Below are 20,167 nucleotides of genomic sequence, written 5' to 3' on the forward strand. Positions count from 1 at the left end.
CGGGAAAAGGGCGTTACAAACGCCTGACTCAGCGTCACGAAGACACAGGCTTCGGACAACGAGAAGGCCAAAAGTGTGAATGGGAAGAAGGAAGCAGAGGAATTGATTAGGCAGCGGGCGGTTTTTTGAACCTTTGAGGTCTTCCAAACCGCGACGACAGGACCTCGAAGGTTTTTAACCTCTAATCCTAGAGGAAGACCCTTCGAGGTTTAAAAAAAACCTCAAAGGTCTAGTGGACTAAATATGCAATGCCCGATTATCCGTAGCTGCCAGACAGGCTTCTTTAAATGCTTCGGTGTAGGTAGGATGGGCATGGGACATTCGGGCGATGTCTTCTGCTGAAGCCCTGAACTCCATGGCAACCACTGCTTCGGCAATCATATCGGCTGTTCTGGGACCTATCATGTGTACGCCTAAGATTTCGTCCGTTTCGGCATCTGCCAATACTTTGACCAAGCCATCAGTGTCCATGGATGCCCTTGCCCGGCCTGAGGCCATAAAAGGGAATTTGCCTGTTTTATATTTGATGCCTTTTTCTTTTAATTGCTCCTCGGTGTAACCCACAGCAGCCACTTCTGGCCAGGTATACACTACTCCAGGGATCAAAAGGTAATTGATATGGGGTTTCTGACCTGCGATTACTTCTGCAACAAAAGTACCTTCTTCCTCTGCTTTGTGGGCCAACATGGCGCCTTTGACCACATCGCCAATAGCATAGATATTAGGTACATTGGTTCTGAGATATTCGTCCACTTCTACCTGACCTCTATCGGTGATTTTTACCCCTGCTGCTTCTGCATTTAACCCATCTGTATAAGGTCTTCTTCCTATGGAAACCAACACATAGTCTCCTTTCAGTTCCACAGTTTCTCCTTTGGAATTCTCTGCCTTCACGATGACTTCTTTGCCTTTGTTTTCTACCTCGACCACCTTGTGTTTGAGGTAAAACTCAAAACCGAGTTTCTTCAAGGACTTTTGTAATTCCTTACCCATGGTTTTGTCCATGGAAGGAATCAAAGAATCCATATATTCCACTACGGATACTTTTGCACCCATTCTGCCATAGACAGAACCCAATTCCATTCCGATCACACCACCTCCAATGACAATCATATGCTTGGGAATTTCCTTAAGATTCAGGGCTTCAGTAGAGGTGATGACTCTTTTCTTGTCAAGTTTGATAAAAGGAAGGGATGAAGGTTTGGAGCCTGTGGCAATGATGATATTTTTGCCTTTGATCTCTTCAGAAGTACCATCATCCTTGGTCACCTTTATGGTATTTTTATCTACAAAGGAACCGAGACCATGGTGCACCTCAATTTTATTTTTCTTCATCAAAAATTGAATCCCATCCACATTCTGTTTTACCACATCGTCTTTCCTTGCGATCATCTGGTCGAGGTCTACCTTCAGACTACTCAGATTAATGCCATGGGTTTTAAAAGTGTGTGCAGCATTGTGATAGTGCTCTGAGGAATCCAGCAGGGCTTTTGAGGGGATACAACCCACGTTGAGGCATGTGCCCCCTAGTGTTGGATATTTTTCAATGATGGCAGTATTCATACCCAATTGGGCTGCTCTGATGGCTGCAACATATCCTCCTGGTCCGGAGCCGATTACTATAAGGTCGTACATATTTTTGTCTTGATACTAATTTCTTGGTACCAAGTACAATGTACTAAGTACCAAGAAAATAAATGCTTATTTAGAATTTAAACTTATTTTAAGCTTGACAATCATGTTCTGAAGATGTTCAAGCTCTTTTTCTGTTTTTTGAAAATCCTGATCATTAACATATTCAAGCTTATTGGAAATCACTAATTGGGTATCCAGTTCAAATGAAGAACCTAAAGCAACACCAAGAAAATTATTGAAATCTTTGTCGGTATTTCTTCCCGCACCTTCTGCAATGTTTGAGGGAATTGAAACAGCCGATCTGTTCATTTGGCCGATCAGACCAAACCTTTCATCTTTCGGTAGCTTTTCAGTGATTCTGTAAACTTCAACAGCTAAGTCAATGGCCTTCTGCCAAACCTTTAATTCTTTGTATCGATGCATGGTCGTAATAGTTTAAGTGAATAAAATGGAAAACTTCAATTTAACACTTACTCATCCTATCTCTTAACCTCACCCCCAACTTATCCGATTATTTTCACCTACCCCTCAGATAAAACCTATGCTTGGTACATGGTAAATCGTACTTTGTACAACAGATCAAACCCCAAACAACAACCTTGTCGGATCCTCAAGAAGCTGCTTTACCCTGACAAGGAAACTTACCGACTCCCTGCCATCAATGATCCTGTGATCATATGAAAGCGCCAAGTACATCATGGGTAAAATTTTCACTTCACCATTTACAGCCATTGGTCTTTCCACGATATTGTGCATGCCCAAAATGGCTGACTGTGGAGCATTGATGATCGGAGTGGACATCATGGAACCGAATACACCTCCATTGGTGATGGTGAAAGTTCCTCCTGTCATTTCCTCAATAGACAATTTATTGTCCCTGGCTTTAGTAGCCAATCTGACCACTTCTTTTTCGATCTGTTCAAAGCTCATCGCCTCTGCATTCCTTATGACCGGTACCACCAAGCCTTTGGGTGCTGAAACCGCAATGGAAATATCACAGAAGTCATTATAGATGATTTCATTACCATCGATCTGAGCATTGACTGCAGGCCATTCCTGTAAGGCTACACATACAGCTTTGGTAAAGAAAGACATAAAACCAAGGTTGACACCATGCTTCTCTTTGAACTGATCTTTGAATTTCTTTCTCATGTCCATGATTGGGCCCATGTTGACCTCATTAAATGTGGTCAGCATGGCCGTCTCATTCTTTACAGCTACTAATCTTCTGGAAACAGTCCTTCTTAAGGAAGACATTTTCTCTCTTTTGCTTTCACGGGAGCCTGCAACTTTCGGTGCAGTCACTTCAGCTGATGCCTTTGGTGTTTCAGCTTTAGGCATATCAACTTTAGGCACTGTTTTCACTGGTTTTTGTGCGGCTTCTGCATCTTCTTTTGTGATGCGTCCATCTATGCCTGTTCCCTTGATATCCTGAGGATCAATTCCTTTTTCAGCCAATATTTTTGCAGCAGCCGGGGAAGCATGGCCCGTGGCATAGGTTTCTTTCTGGGAATCTTTTTGGGAAATGTTTGAATCCGAATCCTGTTTTTTACCAGTGGGTTCAGGTGCACCACCCTCAGTTACTTCTATTTTGCATATCAATCCGCCGATTTCCAAAGTGTCACCTTCCTGGGCTACATGTTTCAAAATACCTGTCGCTTCGGCAGGCAATTCAAAAGTCGCTTTATCAGAATCCACTTCCGCAATGATTTCATCCAGTTCCACATAATCCCCATCAGCCTTAAGCCAATTGGCCAAAGTAACTTCAGTGATAGATTCTCCAACAGTTGGGACAATCATATTTTTGACTTCTCCGGTTTTACCTGAAGATTTAGAGGCCTCTTTTGAAGCTGCTTTTTCTTCTTTGGCAACAGATGCTTTGGCATCCGTTTCAATTTCACAGATTACCGCTCCTATTTCTAAGGTATCTCCTTCTTCAGCTTTGATTCTTAACACACCTGCAGCTTCAGCTGCCAATTCAAAAGTAGCTTTGTCAGATTCCAACTCACAGATGACTTCATCCATTTCTACGTAGTCACCTTCTTTTTTAAACCATTGTCCTATGGTCACTTCCGAAATGGACTCCCCTACTGTTGGGACTTTAATTTCTAGGCTCATTGTTTTTCTTTTTTACCCCCAAACCCGATGTTTCGAATCCAAGGTTAATTTTTCTGAATAGATTAAATTAAACCTGAAACCGTATTGATCCAATCAGATCAACACGGCGTAGGGATTATTTTGAAATTTTTAATGCTTTTTCGATGATGGCATTCTGTTCCTGCACGTGTACCTTATGGTAACCTGTGGCAGGAGATGCGGAGGTTTTCCTTGCTATCAAGTCCATGGGGAGATCCTTATACAGCAATCTTAGGATGTAATTCCAATAGCCCATGTTTTCTGGTTCTTCCTGAACCCAAACAATTTCAGCATTTTTGTAGGCCTTCAATTCTTCCAAAATTTGTTTTTTAGGAAGAGGATGCAATTGCTCAATTCTGATTATGGCCACATCAGAGACCTTTTCTTTCTCTCTCGCTTCTTCAAGGTCGTAATAGATTTTACCTGAACAAAGCACTACCCTTTTGACATCTTTGGATTTTACAGTACTGTCCCCGATGATTTCTCTAAATCGGCCATTTGTAAATTCCTCCACGGGAGAAACCACTTTTGGATGTCTCAACAGGGATTTGGGGGACATAACTATACAAGGTTTTCTGAATTCCCAGGCCAATTGTCTTCTCAACATGTGGAAGAAATTGGATGGCTCGGTAATGTTGGCCACCACCATGTTGTATTCGGCAGAAAGCTGCAAAAATCTTTCAGGACGCGCATTGGAATGTTCCGGTCCCTGTCCTTCATAGCCATGAGGAAGCAGCATCACCAATCCGTTCATTTTACCCCATTTGGATTCTCCTGAGGAAATAAACTGATCGATCATGGTCTGGGCACCATTGGCAAAATCACCAAACTGTGCTTCCCAAATCACCAAGGAATGTGGGTTGGCCATGTTGTAACCATATTCAAAACCCAAAACCGCATATTCTGACAATAGGGAATTGTAAATATGGAACTGTCCTTTGCTGTCTTTTAATTCTTTCAGAAAATTATAAGGCTTATTGCTATTGGCATCATGCACCACAGCATGTCTGTGGGAAAATGTACCACGCTGACAATCTTGACCTGTAATTCTTACAGTTTTTCCCTCCAACAACATTGTACCATAGGCCAACAATTCAGCAGCAGCCCAATTGAGGGACCTGGAATTGAAGTACATGTCTTTTCTTTGCTTCAGCTGAACTTCAATCTGCTTGATAGGTTTGAAGCCTTTGGGAACAACCGTCAATGCCTCAGCCACTTTATTTATCATTTCCTCAGAAACCCCTGTGTCAGGAGATTGATCAAAATCTTCAGGATTGGATCTCCTCATGGAAAGCCATGCCTGTTCAAATTTGGTAAACTGATAAGGCAAGGGTTTTTCCTTCACCATATTCAACCTATCCTGCAATAACTGGCGGAACTCCTGGTCCATCACCTGAGCAATCTCTGCATCTATGTCTCCTCTTTCTGTCAATTTCTTGACATATATTTCTCTTGGATTTGGGTGTTTGGAGATGATGTTATAGAGTTCAGGTTGTGTAAACTTTGGCTCATCTGATTCATTGTGGCCATGCCTTCTGTAGCATACCATGTCCACAAAAATATCCTTGTCAAATTTCTGACGGAATTCGGCAGCCAATTTTGCTGCAAATACCACCGCCTCAGCATTATCTCCATTGACGTGAATCACAGGAGCATCGATCATTTTGGCCACATCTGTACAGTATATTGAAGACCTGGCATCGTCAAAGTCGGTGGTGAAACCAACCTGATTGTTGATCACAAAGTGAATAGTACCGCCTGTATTGTATCCTTTGAGACCGGCCATCTGTGTCACTTCATAGACAATGCCCTGTCCTGCCACTGCTGCATCCCCATGAATCAATATCGGTAATGCCTTTTTGGAATCTCCCTTATGTTGAGAATCAATTTTGGCGCGGATAAATCCTTCCACCACAGGATTGACCGCTTCCAAATGGGATGGATTAGGTGCCAATTTCATATTTACCTTTTTTCCGTCAGGAGTGATGATATCACTGGAATACCCCATATGGTACTTCACATCTCCATCACCCATGGTCAAATCGGGCTTTGCGGTGCCTTCAAACTCAGAAAAAATCTGTTCATAGGTTTTACCCATGATGTTGGCCAGTACATTCAACCTTCCTCTGTGCGCCATGCCGATCATGACTTCTTCTACGCCAAGGGACACGGAAGTATTGATGACGGCATCCAAAAACGGAATAGTGCTTTCACCCCCTTCTAGAGAAAATCTTTTTTGTCCGATATATTTGGTATGTAAAAAGTTTTCAAAAACGACTGCCTGATTTAATTTGGAAAGGATTCTCTTCTTTTCTTCTACTTCAGGATTGAATGCCAATGCTTCCTTTTCAATCTTGGTTTTCAACCAATCCAACATTTCAGGCTCTCGGATATATAGATATTCGAACCCAATAGCACCTTCATAGATGATTTTAAGGGATTCGACAATTTTTGACAATTTTACTGTACCTATACCGATTTCTTTTCCTGCCTGAAATTCCGTGTTCAGGTCATTTTGATCCAAGCCAAAATCTTCGAGGTCAATAAGTGCCTTTCTGTCCCTTCTTTCACGGACCGGATTTGTTTTTGACCTCAAATGCGCCCTAGATCTGTAAGCGTGAATAAGCGCCCTTACCTTAATTTCTTTAGGCAATTGCTCCATATCCATGATTGTTCCTCTTGTGGCCAAAGCGCCATTTGCAGGTGCTACTTGGGAAGGAGCATTACCGTTAGAGGGTTTTGTGGCAAGTGCTTCATCCGTATCCCCAAATTTGGTGATGGCAAAATCAAAGCCATCAAAGAATGTTTTCCAACTTGGGTCTATGCTTTCCGGGTTGTTTTTGAATGCGGCATACAGCTCATCGATGTAAGCTACGTGTGCATTGGAGATGAAGGAAAATTTATCCATGGTTAATTTTGAGATTAATAGACAAATATAAGGGATCTAAAATATGTATAAAAACTGCTTATTCGTTTTTACGAATATATATTTTAGAAAACAAAAGTTATTGTCTAACTGAAATACTGATTCACAAAAAAAGCAAGAGAATATACTCTTAAAGTTAATTTTATAACTTAGAAAGGACATTAATTTCAGTTTCTCAAATAAGTCCTGAACTACCAATTTCATCTGAAAACTAAATAATTGAAAATCCAAGAGCCAGAAATTCAGGCATTGGAAGAAGACAAGCTGATTTTGGGAATTCTGGCAGTTCAAAATAAAAAAACAGCACCCATTAGGCACTGTTTTTTTTATAATATAAAGAAAGTTTCAATCAAGATTTCCAAGCTTCACCTCTGGCCGTACCGCTTTCAAAAAAAACTGAGTTTTACAAATTCATTAACAGAATCCCCATTTTTTTATGATAAAATAACTTGGGTTGTTTATCTGGATTGGATAAAACTAAAGACATCTAAGCTGACATCAAGAATATCAGCTTAGATGGTTAAAAATCGGTTGGTTATTGAGGTTAATCTATCCTGGATTAACAATCATTTCCCTTAATTATAAACGCTGTTTTGTTGCATATTTGGATTTGCATCTACTTCACTTCTAGGGATTGGCATAACCTGTCTGCCGGGATTAGATATACCAACCGGAGGACCATTTTTTCTACCAACACCCTGAAGTACCGTCATAGCACGACCTGTTCTTACCAAATCGAAGAAAATATGGCCTTCTGCATAAAACTCCCATCTTCTTTCCCTTTCGATTGCATCAAGTAATGGGATATCATCTGCAAATGCACCAATACCAGCTCTGGTTCTGACCATATCGAGATCAGCTCTTGCACCTGCCAAGTCTGGGCTGCTTTTTCTAGCTCTGGCTTCAGCACGATTGAGGTACATTTCAGCGATTCGAAGAACATGGCCATTATCTACGTTACCCGCTCTGATATATTTAGTGGGATACCAAACTCCCACTACTGCATCTCGCCCAAATAAAGCTTTCCTATCATCTTCATCGGCAAAACTATTATAGAAATCATCATGGGCAGCTAACTCGCCACGACCACCTATTGCTCCGGGAGCGTACCAGAATCTCAATCCACTTTGATCGGCATTGTTAAATTGAACTTCGAAAATCGACTCGTTGCTGTTGTCCGAAGAAAATATGGTTGCATATTCAACCAAAGAGAACTTACTATCTGCAATTACTTCTGATGCACGTGCTTCAGCTTCTGCATACTGTCCCAAATAAAGATGTAACCTACTCAAAAGAGCTCTGGCTGCCGGCTTAGTAGCACGACCACGGGTTGCCGCATTGTTTGCTTGATTTTCAGGAAGCAATCTCAATGCTTCATCAAGGTCAGATTTTACCTGAGCATACGTGGCCTGCAAGGTAGCACGGGCAGGGAATGAATTTTCATCCACTCCTCTGGAAGGGTTTAATACCAAAGGAACCCCAAGTTCACCAAAAACACCTGGTACACCACCCCAAACTCTTGCTGCATCAAAGTATGCCAAAGCTCTAAGAAAATAGGCTTGTCCAAGAATATTATCTTTCTGTGTTTGGGTAGCTTCAATGTTTGGCACTTCGGCAATAAGATTATTTGCCTGATTTACAGTACGGTAAACAAAGGTCCATAAGTCTAAAATTTCTGTATTATCAGCAGAAACAGCATAAGTATCCATTTCTCTGTAGAAATCCCAGGTTCCAATGCTTTGAGAAACATCTCCTGAAACATCACTTACCCTTTGAAGACGTCCTTGATATACACCTTGTATCTGATCGTATGCTCCAAAGAGTGCAGAAGTCGCTCCACTAAGGTTGGTAATGGCTCTCTCATCTGATATTTGCAATTCAGGTTCTTGGTCCAATACGTTACAAGAGATCGTAATTAGTCCAATACAAATTACTGTATTTATTTTTTGTATGATTTTCATATTGAGTTCTTATTTAAAGGTTAGATTAACACCGCCCATAATTACTCTTGGCTGGGGCATAGCGTAAAGGTCGATACCCTCTGCCAAGCCACCCTGATCTGCACCAGTATTTACTTCAGGATCCAAACCGGTGTAATTGGTAAATGTCAGTAGGTTTTGACCTGAACCATAAACTCTAATCCTACTAAATCCTATTCTTTCGGTAATGGCATATGGTAAAGTATAACCAATGGTTAAGTTTTTAAGTCTTAGATAACTACCATCTTCCAAGAATCTACCAGGACGTAAATCTCCCCTGTAGTTTGCTGAAACCATTCGGGGAACATCTGTGATATCGCCCGGCTGCTGCCATCTGTCAAGCTGAGAACCTACAAAACCCGTGTTTCTTGTACCACCATGCTCTTGGAAGAACCTTACCCAGTTTAACTGGTCATTACCATAGGTGCCCTGCCAGAACATGTTGAAGTCAAAGTTTTTAAATCTCATATTTGAATTGAGACCACCAAAGAAATCCGGCTGTGCATTTCCTACAATAAAACGATCACGTCCCGCATTGAAATCAGATGAATTCACAGGCGCTTCTCCGTTCACTGTTCTGTAAATAGAAATACCTGTTTCCGGATCTACACTTACCTGGTCATGAAGCCAGAAGGAGAAAAGGGGAAGTCCTTCCTCTACCCGGATAACGTCTCTGGTAAATACATTGAAAGGAGCTGCGATTTTTTTAACAAGGTTTCTGTTTTGGGAAATATTAAATCCAAAATCCCAAGAGAAGTCCTTTTTGTTCGCAATCACACCCATAATGCCTATTTCAAAACCTTTGTTCTCCATTGCTCCAAAATTCTGAACTATAGAGTTAAATCCAGTGGATCTAGGTAGAGGAACTGCCAAAAGCAAATCTTCTGTCTGCTTATTGTACCAATCAAATGTTAAGGTAAAGCGATCGTTGAGAACGCCCACATCTATACCAATGTTTGTTTGCGTAGTAGTTTCCCATTTAAGGTCAGGGTTTGCCAACTGGTTAGGCGCAGTACCTGGAAAATCTGTATAGTTGGCTCCACCACCCCATAAACCTCTTGATTGGAAATCTCCTATACCGTTTTGGTTTCCTGTGACACCCCAGCTAAATCTGGGCTTCAAGGTACTAATAAATGATTGGTTAGCCATGAAGCTTTCCTCAGTCATAACCCAACCAAGAGCGAATGAAGGAAATATTGCCGACTGATTGGCTGTTCCAAATCGGGATGATGCATCTCGACGAACATTGACAGTAGCTAGATATTTACCTTTGTAGGCATAATTCACACGGGCAAAAATACCCTCAATACCCCAACCACTACCTGTAGATGAGGAAGTTTGCACCGCAGCACTGGCAATTCTTCGGAAGTCATTGCTTGGAAACTGCTGACCGGCAGCCGTGGTCCTTTCGAAGTAGCTATTTTGGGCAGCATAACCTAGAAGCGCATTGACACTATGGTTCGTCCCAAAGACCTTTTGGTAGGAAAGCACATTTTCCCAAATCCAATTGTCATTAACCGTTACAATGGAAGATGCATCACCATTTGTGGCAGCCCCGGTATTTAGCAAAGTGTTGTCATATCTATCCTCCTTCACATTGTTGTAGTCAAGACTCCAGGTAGATCTGAAGATCAAGCCTTGGGCAATTTCGTAATCCGCATATATATTGGCCAATATCCTGTTCGTCACCATTGCGATATCTACCTCTTCCACAGCTGCTACTGGGTTTTCAAAAATGGAAAACTTAGTATAAGAGCCATCAGGCTGAAATATCGGCTGGTTGGTAGGCAAGAAATACGCCGCACCAATGGCACCGAAAATATTGTTATCGTTTCTGACCCTGTTTCTGAAGTTTCTGGAAATCAATATGCTCGTACCGATGTTCAATTTTTCAGATGCAGCAAAATCTAGATTCACCCGACCACTTGTTCTTTTAAATTGCGATGGCTTAGTGACACCGTCCTGGTCAAACTGATTCAAAGAAACCAAATACTTCACTTTGTCAGTACCGGCACTGATAGAAGCATCGAAATTGGAAATTGGAGCATCTTGAAATATTTCCCCCATCCAATCCGTATTCAACGCTGATTCGGGGTTCGGGAATAAAGGTGTCTGCCCATTATTTACCCTAGATTCATTGATCAACCTTTCAAATGTAGACCCATCTACTACATCAGGTTGTCTCCATAGAGATTGGACGCCAATATATGAATTGATTTCAATTTTAGCTTTTTGCATGGATCCTCGCTTAGTGGTGATAAGTACTACACCATTGGCTGCCCTTGCTCCATAAATCGCCGTTGCTGAGGCATCCTTCAATATTTCCATGGATTCAATATCTGCTGGATTCAAATCCGCTAGAGGGTTTGTAATCTGTCCTCCAAGTCCCACAGCGGATTGATTATCTGATACAATTGGAATTCCATCTACCACGTAAAGCGGGTCAGAACTGGCATTGATGGAGGTACTTCCCCTCACCCTGATAAACATACCACCTCCCGGAGTACCTGAACTTGAATTTACTTGAACCCCGGCGGCTCTACCTTGAATCATCTGATCGGGTGATGCCATAGGTAGACCCTGAATATCTTTGGAAGATACAGAGGAGATTGAAGAGGTCAGCGTTTTTCGCTCCTGGGTACCATAGCCTGTTACCACTACTTCTCCAAGTAGTTTTACGTCTTCTTGGAGGACCATGTCGATAATTGATCTATTACCCACACTTGCTTCTTGTGGCAAAAAGCCAATATAAGTAAATACAAGGACAGCATTGGGTCCCGATACATTGATGGAATACTTTCCATCTATATCCGTTGTGGTACCTTGCGTGGTCCCCTTTTCAAGGACGACTACACCTGGGAGGGATAAATTGTCCCCCGCTGCAGTCACAGTTCCTGTTACTGTCTGCTGTTGTGCCCAGGTGGGGAAAACAACAAACAGCATCAAAAGAAAACTGAGTAAAATTTCATTTTTCATAGAGTTTTTGTTTTGGTTGATAGAAAATTGTGAAATTGGTTATTGGGTGTTTAGTTATTATGGATTTTGGAAATTCTTCTGACAATTATGAATACTCGTGAATGATTGCTTTCAATATTTTTATGTTTTTATAACCTACCTCTGAGATCAATTCTGTTGAATTGAATTTAGAGAATACAATATTTTTGGGTGGTCAGGAAGCTTAACCTTGCTGATAGGCTCTCTTTATTCATTTGATTAACTTAATTTTATTCATTCTTACATACTATTCTTGACTTTATAGGGGGACAATGCTCAGTTTCGGAATTAGAAATTTAATAAAATACTAAGTAAAATAAAATTTCGCAATTAATAATTAATTAGAATGGTTTATCAATACTTTGTGCTGGAGAAGAAAAGTAAACCGGTCCATTTTCCGAAATATACATACAATCTTCTACCCTGACTCCAAACTCCCCTATTATATAAATTCCTGGTTCATTGCTGAAGCACATCCCTTTTTGAAGTGGGGTTTTGTTTCCCCTGACCAAGTTTGTCCATTCATGACCGTCCATTCCTATTCCATGACCAAGTCTGTGTGAGAAATATTTATAATCTGGACCAAAACCGCCATCTGAGATGACTTTTCTGGCAGCAGAATCCAATTCTTCGCATGTAGTTCCTTGTTTTTTGGCCAATTCAAAGGCTGCTTCCTGCGCTACTTTTGCGAGGTCCCAAACTTGCTTTTGCCTTTCCGTTGGTGTCCCAAAAACGATGGTTCTGCTGATATCTGATTTATACCCTTCAATGGTGCAACCCCCGTCAGCTAAAACAATATCTCCTTCCTTAAGTTTTTGTGGCTTACTGCTTCCGTGAGGAAAGGCAGTCCATTCTCCAAAATTTGCACCAATAGAGCCACTTGCTCCAAGGGATTGGTGAGCCTGGCTTGCAATAGTTCTAAATTCTTCTTGCGTCATTCCTACTTTTAGTGAATCAAAAACAACCTTGTATGCTGCTATTGTAATGTCATTTGCTTTTTGCATCAGCGCAATTTCTGCCTTTGATTTATACATTCTACAACCTGCAGTAACATTATCTGCCAGTACAAATCTGAAATTGGACAGTTGATTTTTGATCCCATCATAAAGAAAAAATCTACACCTTTCCTCAATGCCCAATGCGCCTGTACTTCCTATGAGATCATTAAGGATACCCTTTACTACTTCGTACGGGCTTTCATGTTCTTGCCAAGTACGTATTTCATTTCCAAATTTGACAAGTTCGCCTACTTTATCTTCTTCAAATTTTGGGCAGATATAGACAGGTTCCCCTTTGGCTGGAATTATGGCTGCTACCATCCTTTCCGAAAGAAAGAAATCAAAATCCAAAAAATATTTCATTGAAGTTCCCGGTTCCAAAAAGAGCGCATCAATTTTCTCTTGATTCATGAGCATTTGCGCTTTTTCGATTCGTCCGAGTCTTTCCTCTCTGGATATGGGAATTACATCTGCCGTCATATTTTTAAGATTGGACATCGAATCGGGCAGAGGCTCACCTACCGGTGATTGAATCTTACTCTCATCGTTACATGAGAAATAGGTAAATGATAAAGCCGGCACCAATGAAGCAGCTTTTACAAATGAACGCCTGGTAAATTTCATATAGACTTTGATGATTTTGAAAGGATTATTTTTTCAACTTCAATTCCAGATCTTTAGAGATCAGGTAACGGTTGAAAATGGGAATTTCTTGATCTATTAATTTTTTGTATTGAACCTGAACATCATCCAATTGCTTTCGGAATAAGCCATAGACTTCCATTTGCTGGTCAGTAGGTCTGAAATCCGCACCGAAACCGCCTATATCGCTGGCCAATGCACTGATTCTTCCATAGAGCTTCATAGGTGCTCTAAATGCATCCTCCCGCGCTCCGGTCAGATTGATATCAAACAATTCACCCTCAACTTTCAGGATTTTATCTTCCAGTTCCTTCGTCTTTTTCTGTAGCTCCGAATCATCTTTGAGTACAATCAATTCTTCCAATTCTTTTCTTATAAGTTCAATTTCATTGATTATTTGAACTACTTCATTCATGGCATCATTCAATTTTAATGACAATGCCACTTGCTTTTCAATATCCGAAATTGATCCTACTGTGTTGGGGTCTTTGAGTACGGTGATTTCCTGTTGTTCTATAATTCCATCTACGGTGACAATAAGCTCATATTCACCCGGCACTACCCTGGGGCCCAATTGTCCTCGATAGAGATCCAGATCCCATGTCACTAAAGGTCTGAATTCCCGGCCCTCAAGTTTTACCCAAGGCTTGTCAGGCGGGGCAGCCAACAACCTGGGTTGGAGTGTGGGCTCATATCTTAAATCCCACCAAACACGGTTTACCCCTGCATCACCTTTGCCGGCAATCGTTCTGATCAAAGTCCCATCCTTTTTTCTGATTTCTATCTTTACCTCTTTAGCTGGTCCTTTCAGATAATAATTGATATCCATGCCATAAGGAGGATTCGACCCGGTGGTCATGGTTCTACCTTCTGTCTTGATCCCCTGTACCTCATGAAATCTGTAAGCAGGCCTTTGACTGAAAAGGTGAAATTTTGAATCAAGCACCTCTTTAGACATCTCCCTGATTGGCGTAACATCATCCAAAATGTAAAATCCCCTTCCGTATGTTCCTATAACCAAATCTTTGAACTCTTCCTGTATAGTAAGCCAATAGATTGGAGCAGGGGGCAGGTTGTTTCTCAATCGAAACCAAGAATTGCCATCATCTTTTGAAATATAGAGACCTTTATCCGTACCGGCATACAAAAGTTTTGGTACTGCAGGATCTTCTCTGACTACATGGACAAAAGAGGATTCTGATTTCTCTATGCCAAGAGAAATTTTCTTCCAGGTGTTACCATAATCACTGGTCTTGTAAATGTAAGGGTCAAAGTCCCCAAGTTGGTGCGCATCCACCGTCAAATAAGCCTCTCCTGCCTGATGCTTTGAGGGTTCAATACTTGAAATAGTCCCCAAATCAGGCTTCCCAGGTATATTTTCAGTTACATTTATCCAGTTCTTTCCACCATCTTTGGTGACATGTACCAATCCATCATTAGATCCTACCCAGATCAATCCATCTTGTATTTGTGATTCTGCTATTGCAAATAAGACAGAAGCATCAAAAGTCATGAGATTGTCTGTAGCTATACCTCCGGAGGATTGTTGGTGACTTTTGTTGTTGCGCGTAAGATCGGGACTGATCAGTTTCCAACTCTGCCCATAGTCTTCTGTCATGTGGACAAACTGACTACCTACATAAACCCTTTTGTGGAAATGGGGACTGATGAATAATGGGAAAGACCAATGCCATCTGTACTTCATATCAGCAGGTGCCCAACCGTAGCCTGCTTCCGGCCAAACCCTGACATCTCTGGCATGACCTGTTCTGAGATCATAAACCTGCAGTCCTCCATCATAACAGCCGGACCATACAATATTATTGTCAACTGGGTCAGGTATTGCCCATCCACTTTCACATCCTCCGACAGCATGCCAAAGGCCTAAGGGTATACTGCCCTGTCGGCTATTGCTGGGACCTCTATAGGAATATCCGTCCTGACGGTTGCCATAGACATTGTAGGGAACCTGATTATCTGTCCAAACATGATACATCTGGGCATTGGGAAACACAAATTGCTTGTAAGTTTTTTGTCTGTTCCAAGTCATTCCCAATCCCCCGTCATGGGCAACTAAAATTCTATCAGGATTGAGTGGGTCAACCCATATGTCATGGTTATCTCCTCCTGCCCGATACCCTGATTGAGTAATTGTCTTGCCCCCATCTTTAGAAGTACTGAATCTTACGGAAGCAAAATAAATCTCCTCCGGATTATCTGTGGAAACCCTAAGCCTGGTGTAATAAGGTGCCCTTTCGTTGATGGTATGATTGATCAATGTAAGTTCCCAAGAGTCACCTCCATCAGTGGACTTCCAAAGCTGTGGGCTTTCCATTTCAAACAATGCATAAACTACATCCGGATTGCTATGGGATATGGCGACAGCACTTTTTCCAACAGGATTTTTTTCACCACCGGGAAGACCATTATTCTTCATAGGTTCCCATGTCTTTCCCCCGTCTTTGGTTCTGTAAATTCCTCCTCCAGGTCCGCCACTGTTCAGACCCCAAGTCTTGATATCAATGGACCAAAATGCAGCAAATACAATATCCGGATTTTTGGGGTTCATGGCGAGATCAACTGCCCCTGTTCCTTCATCTACAAATAATACATGCTCCCAATTATTGCCCCCATCAGTAGTTTTGTAAACACCTCTTTCTTTTTGAGGACCATAGGTATGCCCTAGTCCGGCTACATAGACTACATCAGGATTTCTTGGATCTACCACTATTTGACCAATCCGCGAAGTTTTTTCCAACCCCTTATTTTGGAAAGTTTTACCAGCATCCGTGGACTTATAAATTCCATTCCCCATAGCATGTGCCGGTCTAATCAGGAATGTCTCTCCTGTACCAGCCCATATATGATTGGGATTACTGGGCGCTAAAGCCAATGCAGAAACTGAGGAAATATCCATATCATCAAAAATGGAATTCCAAGTGGTCCCGCCGTCTTCCGTTTTGAACAAACCACCTGAGGCCATGCCTACATACATCACCAAAGGGTTGCCCGGTTCACCTCTCACGGCTATTGTCCGATTACCATCAGGACCTATAAACCTAAAATCAAGTTGCTTTAAAGAAGTTGCGTTTATCTGCTCTTGCCCAAATGAAAGATGAACAATCAAGAGAAAGATAAGGGTAAGGGTAAAGGGAGCGTGTATTTTCATTTTTATGGATTTGTGGATTTTCTACAAGAATCATCAATTTCCGCCCTCTTAAATTACCGATACCCTGAAATATATTTTAGGTTCCTCTGCGAATTTTCTTAGGGACATCAGTTAACAATATGAATTGCAGACAGTGATATCTTTCAGAACTTAAGAAAGAAAGCCCTTTTATATAAATTCCCTATATGGCGGATATTGCTTCTGGTAATGGGGTATATACTTTAGTGTTAACTAGGTGTACGATACCAAAAAGAAAATTTTTTTTTTAGTTATCTAACCAAGTCTATCATAAATAAAAATCTTTTATGGCACATTTCAAAACTGATCAATTTCTATAAATTTTATTAATTTAACATCAATTAACTTTGAAAAAATAGTATATCCCTCTGCTATAAGCCGATAAATTTATATAAAACATAATTAAAATATTATTTTAGCCAAAATGAAAAGTGAAATATCTTTTTTGGCTTGAAGTGCGAAAAAAGGTTGATTATTTGGAAAAACAATCATTTATTGATTTGATCTTAAAAAAAAACTAAAAATAAGCTCATGATTCAAATTTATATTCTGTCTATGATTATTAAATAAAATTATTGATTTTTTAAATTTTATCCTGATTTATTACTTATTTCATAACTATTAGGCGAAAAAAATAAATATTCATAAATTAAAAGGTTAACTTTTTATAATCTCCCAACGAAATGACGACAAACAAAAACTACAGATCAGACTTTAATTTCTTTTGGCAATTGCTCCATATCCATGATGGTCCCCCTAGTTGCCAAGGAACCGTTTGCAGGTTCTGCTTGGGCAGTGGTATTACCATTGGCAGGCTTTGGGGGGGCTGTTTCTTCCATATCCCCGAATTTGGTGATGGCAAAGTCAAAACCATCAAAAAAAGTTTTCCAACTTGGATCTATATTTTCAGGATTGGATTTGTAATAGGCATATAGCTCATCGATATAAGCTACATGGGCATTGGAGATGAAGGAAAATTTATCCATTGTTGAGTTTTTGCTATTCTATACAAATATATCAGGATCATCCCTTATAAAAAACCGTATACCCGTTTATACAGGTTTACGGTTTTGGGATATAAGATAACATGTCCGCCTCGATGGATGAAATGTGAGATGTGAGATGTGAGACACAAGACTTAAGACGCAATGCAGGGTCTTCATTAGGAGTATTCAACATTTTAAAAATGTGCAGAAAGGGAAATGACATTAAATACGCGTCATCCCGAGTTGAGAAAATTGGCATTTACAGAAAGGGGATGACACTAGGAGGGCTGCAGACCTCTCCCCCGTAAAGCCGTCGGGGTCGAGGTGGCAAGGCAAGGTTCTTTCTAAACTTTAATGCTAATTGTAGTTCTAAACCATTAATTTAAAATTCTGCCATTGGTAGTGGGGAAAATTGGCATTTACAGAAAAGGAATGACATCAAGGTTACCCCAAATTGGCTTCGTCCACGATATCGGGATCGGCCACCGAGGTGTCTTGTTGAGAAACAGAAAGGGAATGACAAAGATTTATTTGATTCAAATTATTGTAAAATCAATAAATAATTGCACTTAACACAATATGTCATTGGTAGGTAAGAGGAATCTCTTTAGGTCCTGTTTATGTTTTTATTCGGCATTTTCGGATTGCCTACTCCTGAAAATGGTTGGCCATAAAAAAAACCCCTTCGAAGGGGTTTTTTAAATTAGGATTTAATTCAATTTAGGCTCTTACTCTAGCTCTAGCTCTCATGGATACAATTTCTTCACCATTATCCAAGGTTACCAGAAAGATGAACGCAATTTCTGCAAATCCTCCTGCGGGTATGGTAATAGCAACTCCCGGTCTCTTAGCTCTGAATTCATCCAAAGTGGTGGTAAAGGTAACTTTGTTTCCTTGACCTGCTATTGGCGTTACTATATAATCACCGGCTGTATTTAAAGTCCCGGGGTTAATTGCTGTGTTACCAGCAGCAACTCTGGTAATTTCCCTGATTGTTCTGCCTGAAGTTTCAGGAATTTCCATTTCAAATACAATCTGTGACGTTCCCACATTGGTGATCTCAATATAAGGATCAAAACCGAAAGAAGTTGTATTGGTAAATGACAATGGAATCTCAGGTCTGTTGTCTCTGTTGAACTGGCCATAGTCAGATTCACAGGAAAACATCACCAATGAAAGCATCAGGGTCATGAATATATTTAAAGTCTTTTTCATATTCTTGTTCTTTTATAATTAATCAATATCCCACCAAACTCTCACATTAGGAAGAACTATTTCGAAATTGGGGTTACGTGAAATTTCCTCATTGATATATTGGGCACGTACCGGTCTGGTTCCGTCAATTCCTACGGCATTTTGGTGATCTTGAAGTGCAGGGAATCCGGTTCTTCTGTAGTCATTCCATTGCTCAAGACCATTGCCGTACAAGGCAATATACTTCTGAGTCATGATTTTTTCAAGGTTTTCAGCTTGACTTCCGGTTAGGGTGACCTCAGCCAAATTCGTAGCGAAATAAGCATCAATCTGCTCTGCGGTCAATCCTGCATCTGTCATCGAAGCTCTGATACCTGCTTGGAAATAATCCTGTGCATTACCTGTAGTTCCCAAAACCAAAGCAGATTCAGCCAAAATAAAGGATGTCTGTGCATTGGTGACCAATCTGACAGGACCTTCACCGGATGCTCCGGTAACATAAGAACTGAATCTTGACCATGTACTCTGTGGCTGTGGTAATGTACCCCTGAATCCATTATCGATGGTGACGAAATCACCTGTCGGTCTGGTAACAAAGATGTTCAACCTCGGGTCATTTTTGCTTTGCAACAAATTTACAAACCTAGTACTGATCATCATGTCATTTTGGAAGAGAGAAACATAAGTCCACTCGTAAATAGGAGATCTACTTCCTACAGAAGTACCGAATCTGACATTCAAATTTTGGTTATTGGCTACTATATAATTGTTTCCGGCAATCACTTGGTTGATTACCTCTGTTGCCGCTGCAGGATTAACCCTTGAAATGGTGTTGGCCAATTTCAACAATAAGGAGTTACCGGCCCTTTTCCAGTTGTCAATGTTTCCTCCGTAGACAAGGTCATCAACACCTGGATTGATGTTCGATGCTACATTCAGATCCGCCAATCCTTCTCTGACCAAGTCAAAAAGACTTTGGATGCCATCTCCTCCCAAATAGATATTCTGCTGAGAATCCAATCTTGGTTGAGTGATTTCTGACCCTCTCAGGGCTTCAGAGTAAGGAATGTCTCCCCAAACGTCTGTAGTCAATGCAAAAGTGTATGCTTTCATAATCTTGGCAATACCTTTGTAACTGGAAGAACTGACCGCATCCGCAGAGGTGATCAATGCGTCATAAGTAATCAGGGCACCATTGTATATTTCAAATCTCCACTGATTACCGAAATTTGCACCGTCCAGGTTATAGATATCATAAGCAGCGGGCGCATTTCCTGCACCGGCTGTTACACTGACTATTGTCGATCCAAATCTGTTCAATTCATTCGCATTGGCAAAGGCAGAACCTGCCAAAGCTGTTGGCAATAATACATCAGGTGTTGCCGTGATCGGGTTGTTGGGTGTATCGTTGATATCAAGAAATTCCGAACAGGCTGTGGAGGTAAGCAAAGCTGCTGCTCCTATATATGTTAATAATTTTTTCATTTTTC

Annotated in this window: 10 protein-coding genes and 1 pseudogene; all 11 read right to left on the bottom strand. The window is 40.9% G+C overall.

Annotation, left to right across the window (positions count from 1 at the left end):
* Positions 1–237 precede the first annotated feature (237 nt).
* Positions 238–1,635 carry a dihydrolipoyl dehydrogenase gene (lpdA, locus tag B9A52_RS02015; RefSeq protein WP_084118729.1) on the bottom strand — a complete coding sequence of 466 codons (1,398 nt, stop codon included), beginning with the start codon at positions 1,633–1,635 and terminating at the stop codon, positions 238–240.
* A 66-nt stretch (positions 1,636–1,701) separates the two neighbouring features.
* On the bottom strand, positions 1,702–2,058 hold the full coding sequence (locus tag B9A52_RS02020; protein ID WP_084118730.1) for a four helix bundle protein: 357 nt from the start codon (positions 2,056–2,058) through the stop codon (positions 1,702–1,704).
* A 156-nt stretch (positions 2,059–2,214) separates the two neighbouring features.
* A complete protein-coding gene (gene odhB, locus B9A52_RS02025; protein ID WP_084118731.1) occupies positions 2,215–3,753 on the bottom strand; it encodes a 2-oxoglutarate dehydrogenase complex dihydrolipoyllysine-residue succinyltransferase in 1,539 nt (512 codons plus the stop codon).
* Between the two features lie 115 nt (positions 3,754–3,868).
* Positions 3,869–6,679, bottom strand: a complete 2,811-nt coding sequence (locus B9A52_RS02030) for a 2-oxoglutarate dehydrogenase E1 component (protein ID WP_084118732.1) — start codon at positions 6,677–6,679, stop codon at positions 3,869–3,871.
* Between the two features lie 593 nt (positions 6,680–7,272).
* On the bottom strand, positions 7,273–8,658 hold the full coding sequence (locus B9A52_RS02040; RefSeq protein WP_084118734.1) for a RagB/SusD family nutrient uptake outer membrane protein: 1,386 nt from the start codon (positions 8,656–8,658) through the stop codon (positions 7,273–7,275).
* 9 nt (positions 8,659–8,667) lie between these two features.
* Positions 8,668–11,652, bottom strand: a complete 2,985-nt coding sequence (locus B9A52_RS02045; protein WP_084118735.1) for a SusC/RagA family TonB-linked outer membrane protein — start codon at positions 11,650–11,652, stop codon at positions 8,668–8,670.
* A 359-nt stretch (positions 11,653–12,011) separates the two neighbouring features.
* Complete coding sequence (locus tag B9A52_RS02050) at positions 12,012–13,292, bottom strand: M24 family metallopeptidase (protein WP_084118736.1); 1,281 nt, start codon at positions 13,290–13,292, stop codon at positions 12,012–12,014.
* Positions 13,293–13,317: 25 nt separating this feature from the next.
* Positions 13,318–16,479, bottom strand: coding sequence for a VPS10 domain-containing protein (locus tag B9A52_RS02055; protein WP_084118737.1), 3,162 nt, complete (start codon positions 16,477–16,479; stop codon positions 13,318–13,320).
* Between the two features lie 728 nt (positions 16,480–17,207).
* Positions 17,208–17,483 (bottom strand): annotated as a pseudogene (locus B9A52_RS02060) (2-oxoglutarate dehydrogenase E1 subunit family protein); the annotation flags it as partial.
* Between the two features lie 720 nt (positions 17,484–18,203).
* A complete protein-coding gene (locus B9A52_RS02065) occupies positions 18,204–18,698 on the bottom strand; it encodes a hypothetical protein (RefSeq protein WP_084118739.1) in 495 nt (164 codons plus the stop codon).
* Between the two features lie 18 nt (positions 18,699–18,716).
* Positions 18,717–20,162, bottom strand: coding sequence for a SusD/RagB family nutrient-binding outer membrane lipoprotein (locus tag B9A52_RS02070; RefSeq protein WP_084118740.1), 1,446 nt, complete (start codon positions 20,160–20,162; stop codon positions 18,717–18,719).
* Between the last annotated feature and the right edge of the window lie 5 nt (positions 20,163–20,167).

Source organism: Aquiflexum balticum DSM 16537 (genome assembly GCF_900176595.1).
GTDB classification, from domain to species: Bacteria; Bacteroidota; Bacteroidia; order Cytophagales; family Cyclobacteriaceae; genus Aquiflexum; species Aquiflexum balticum.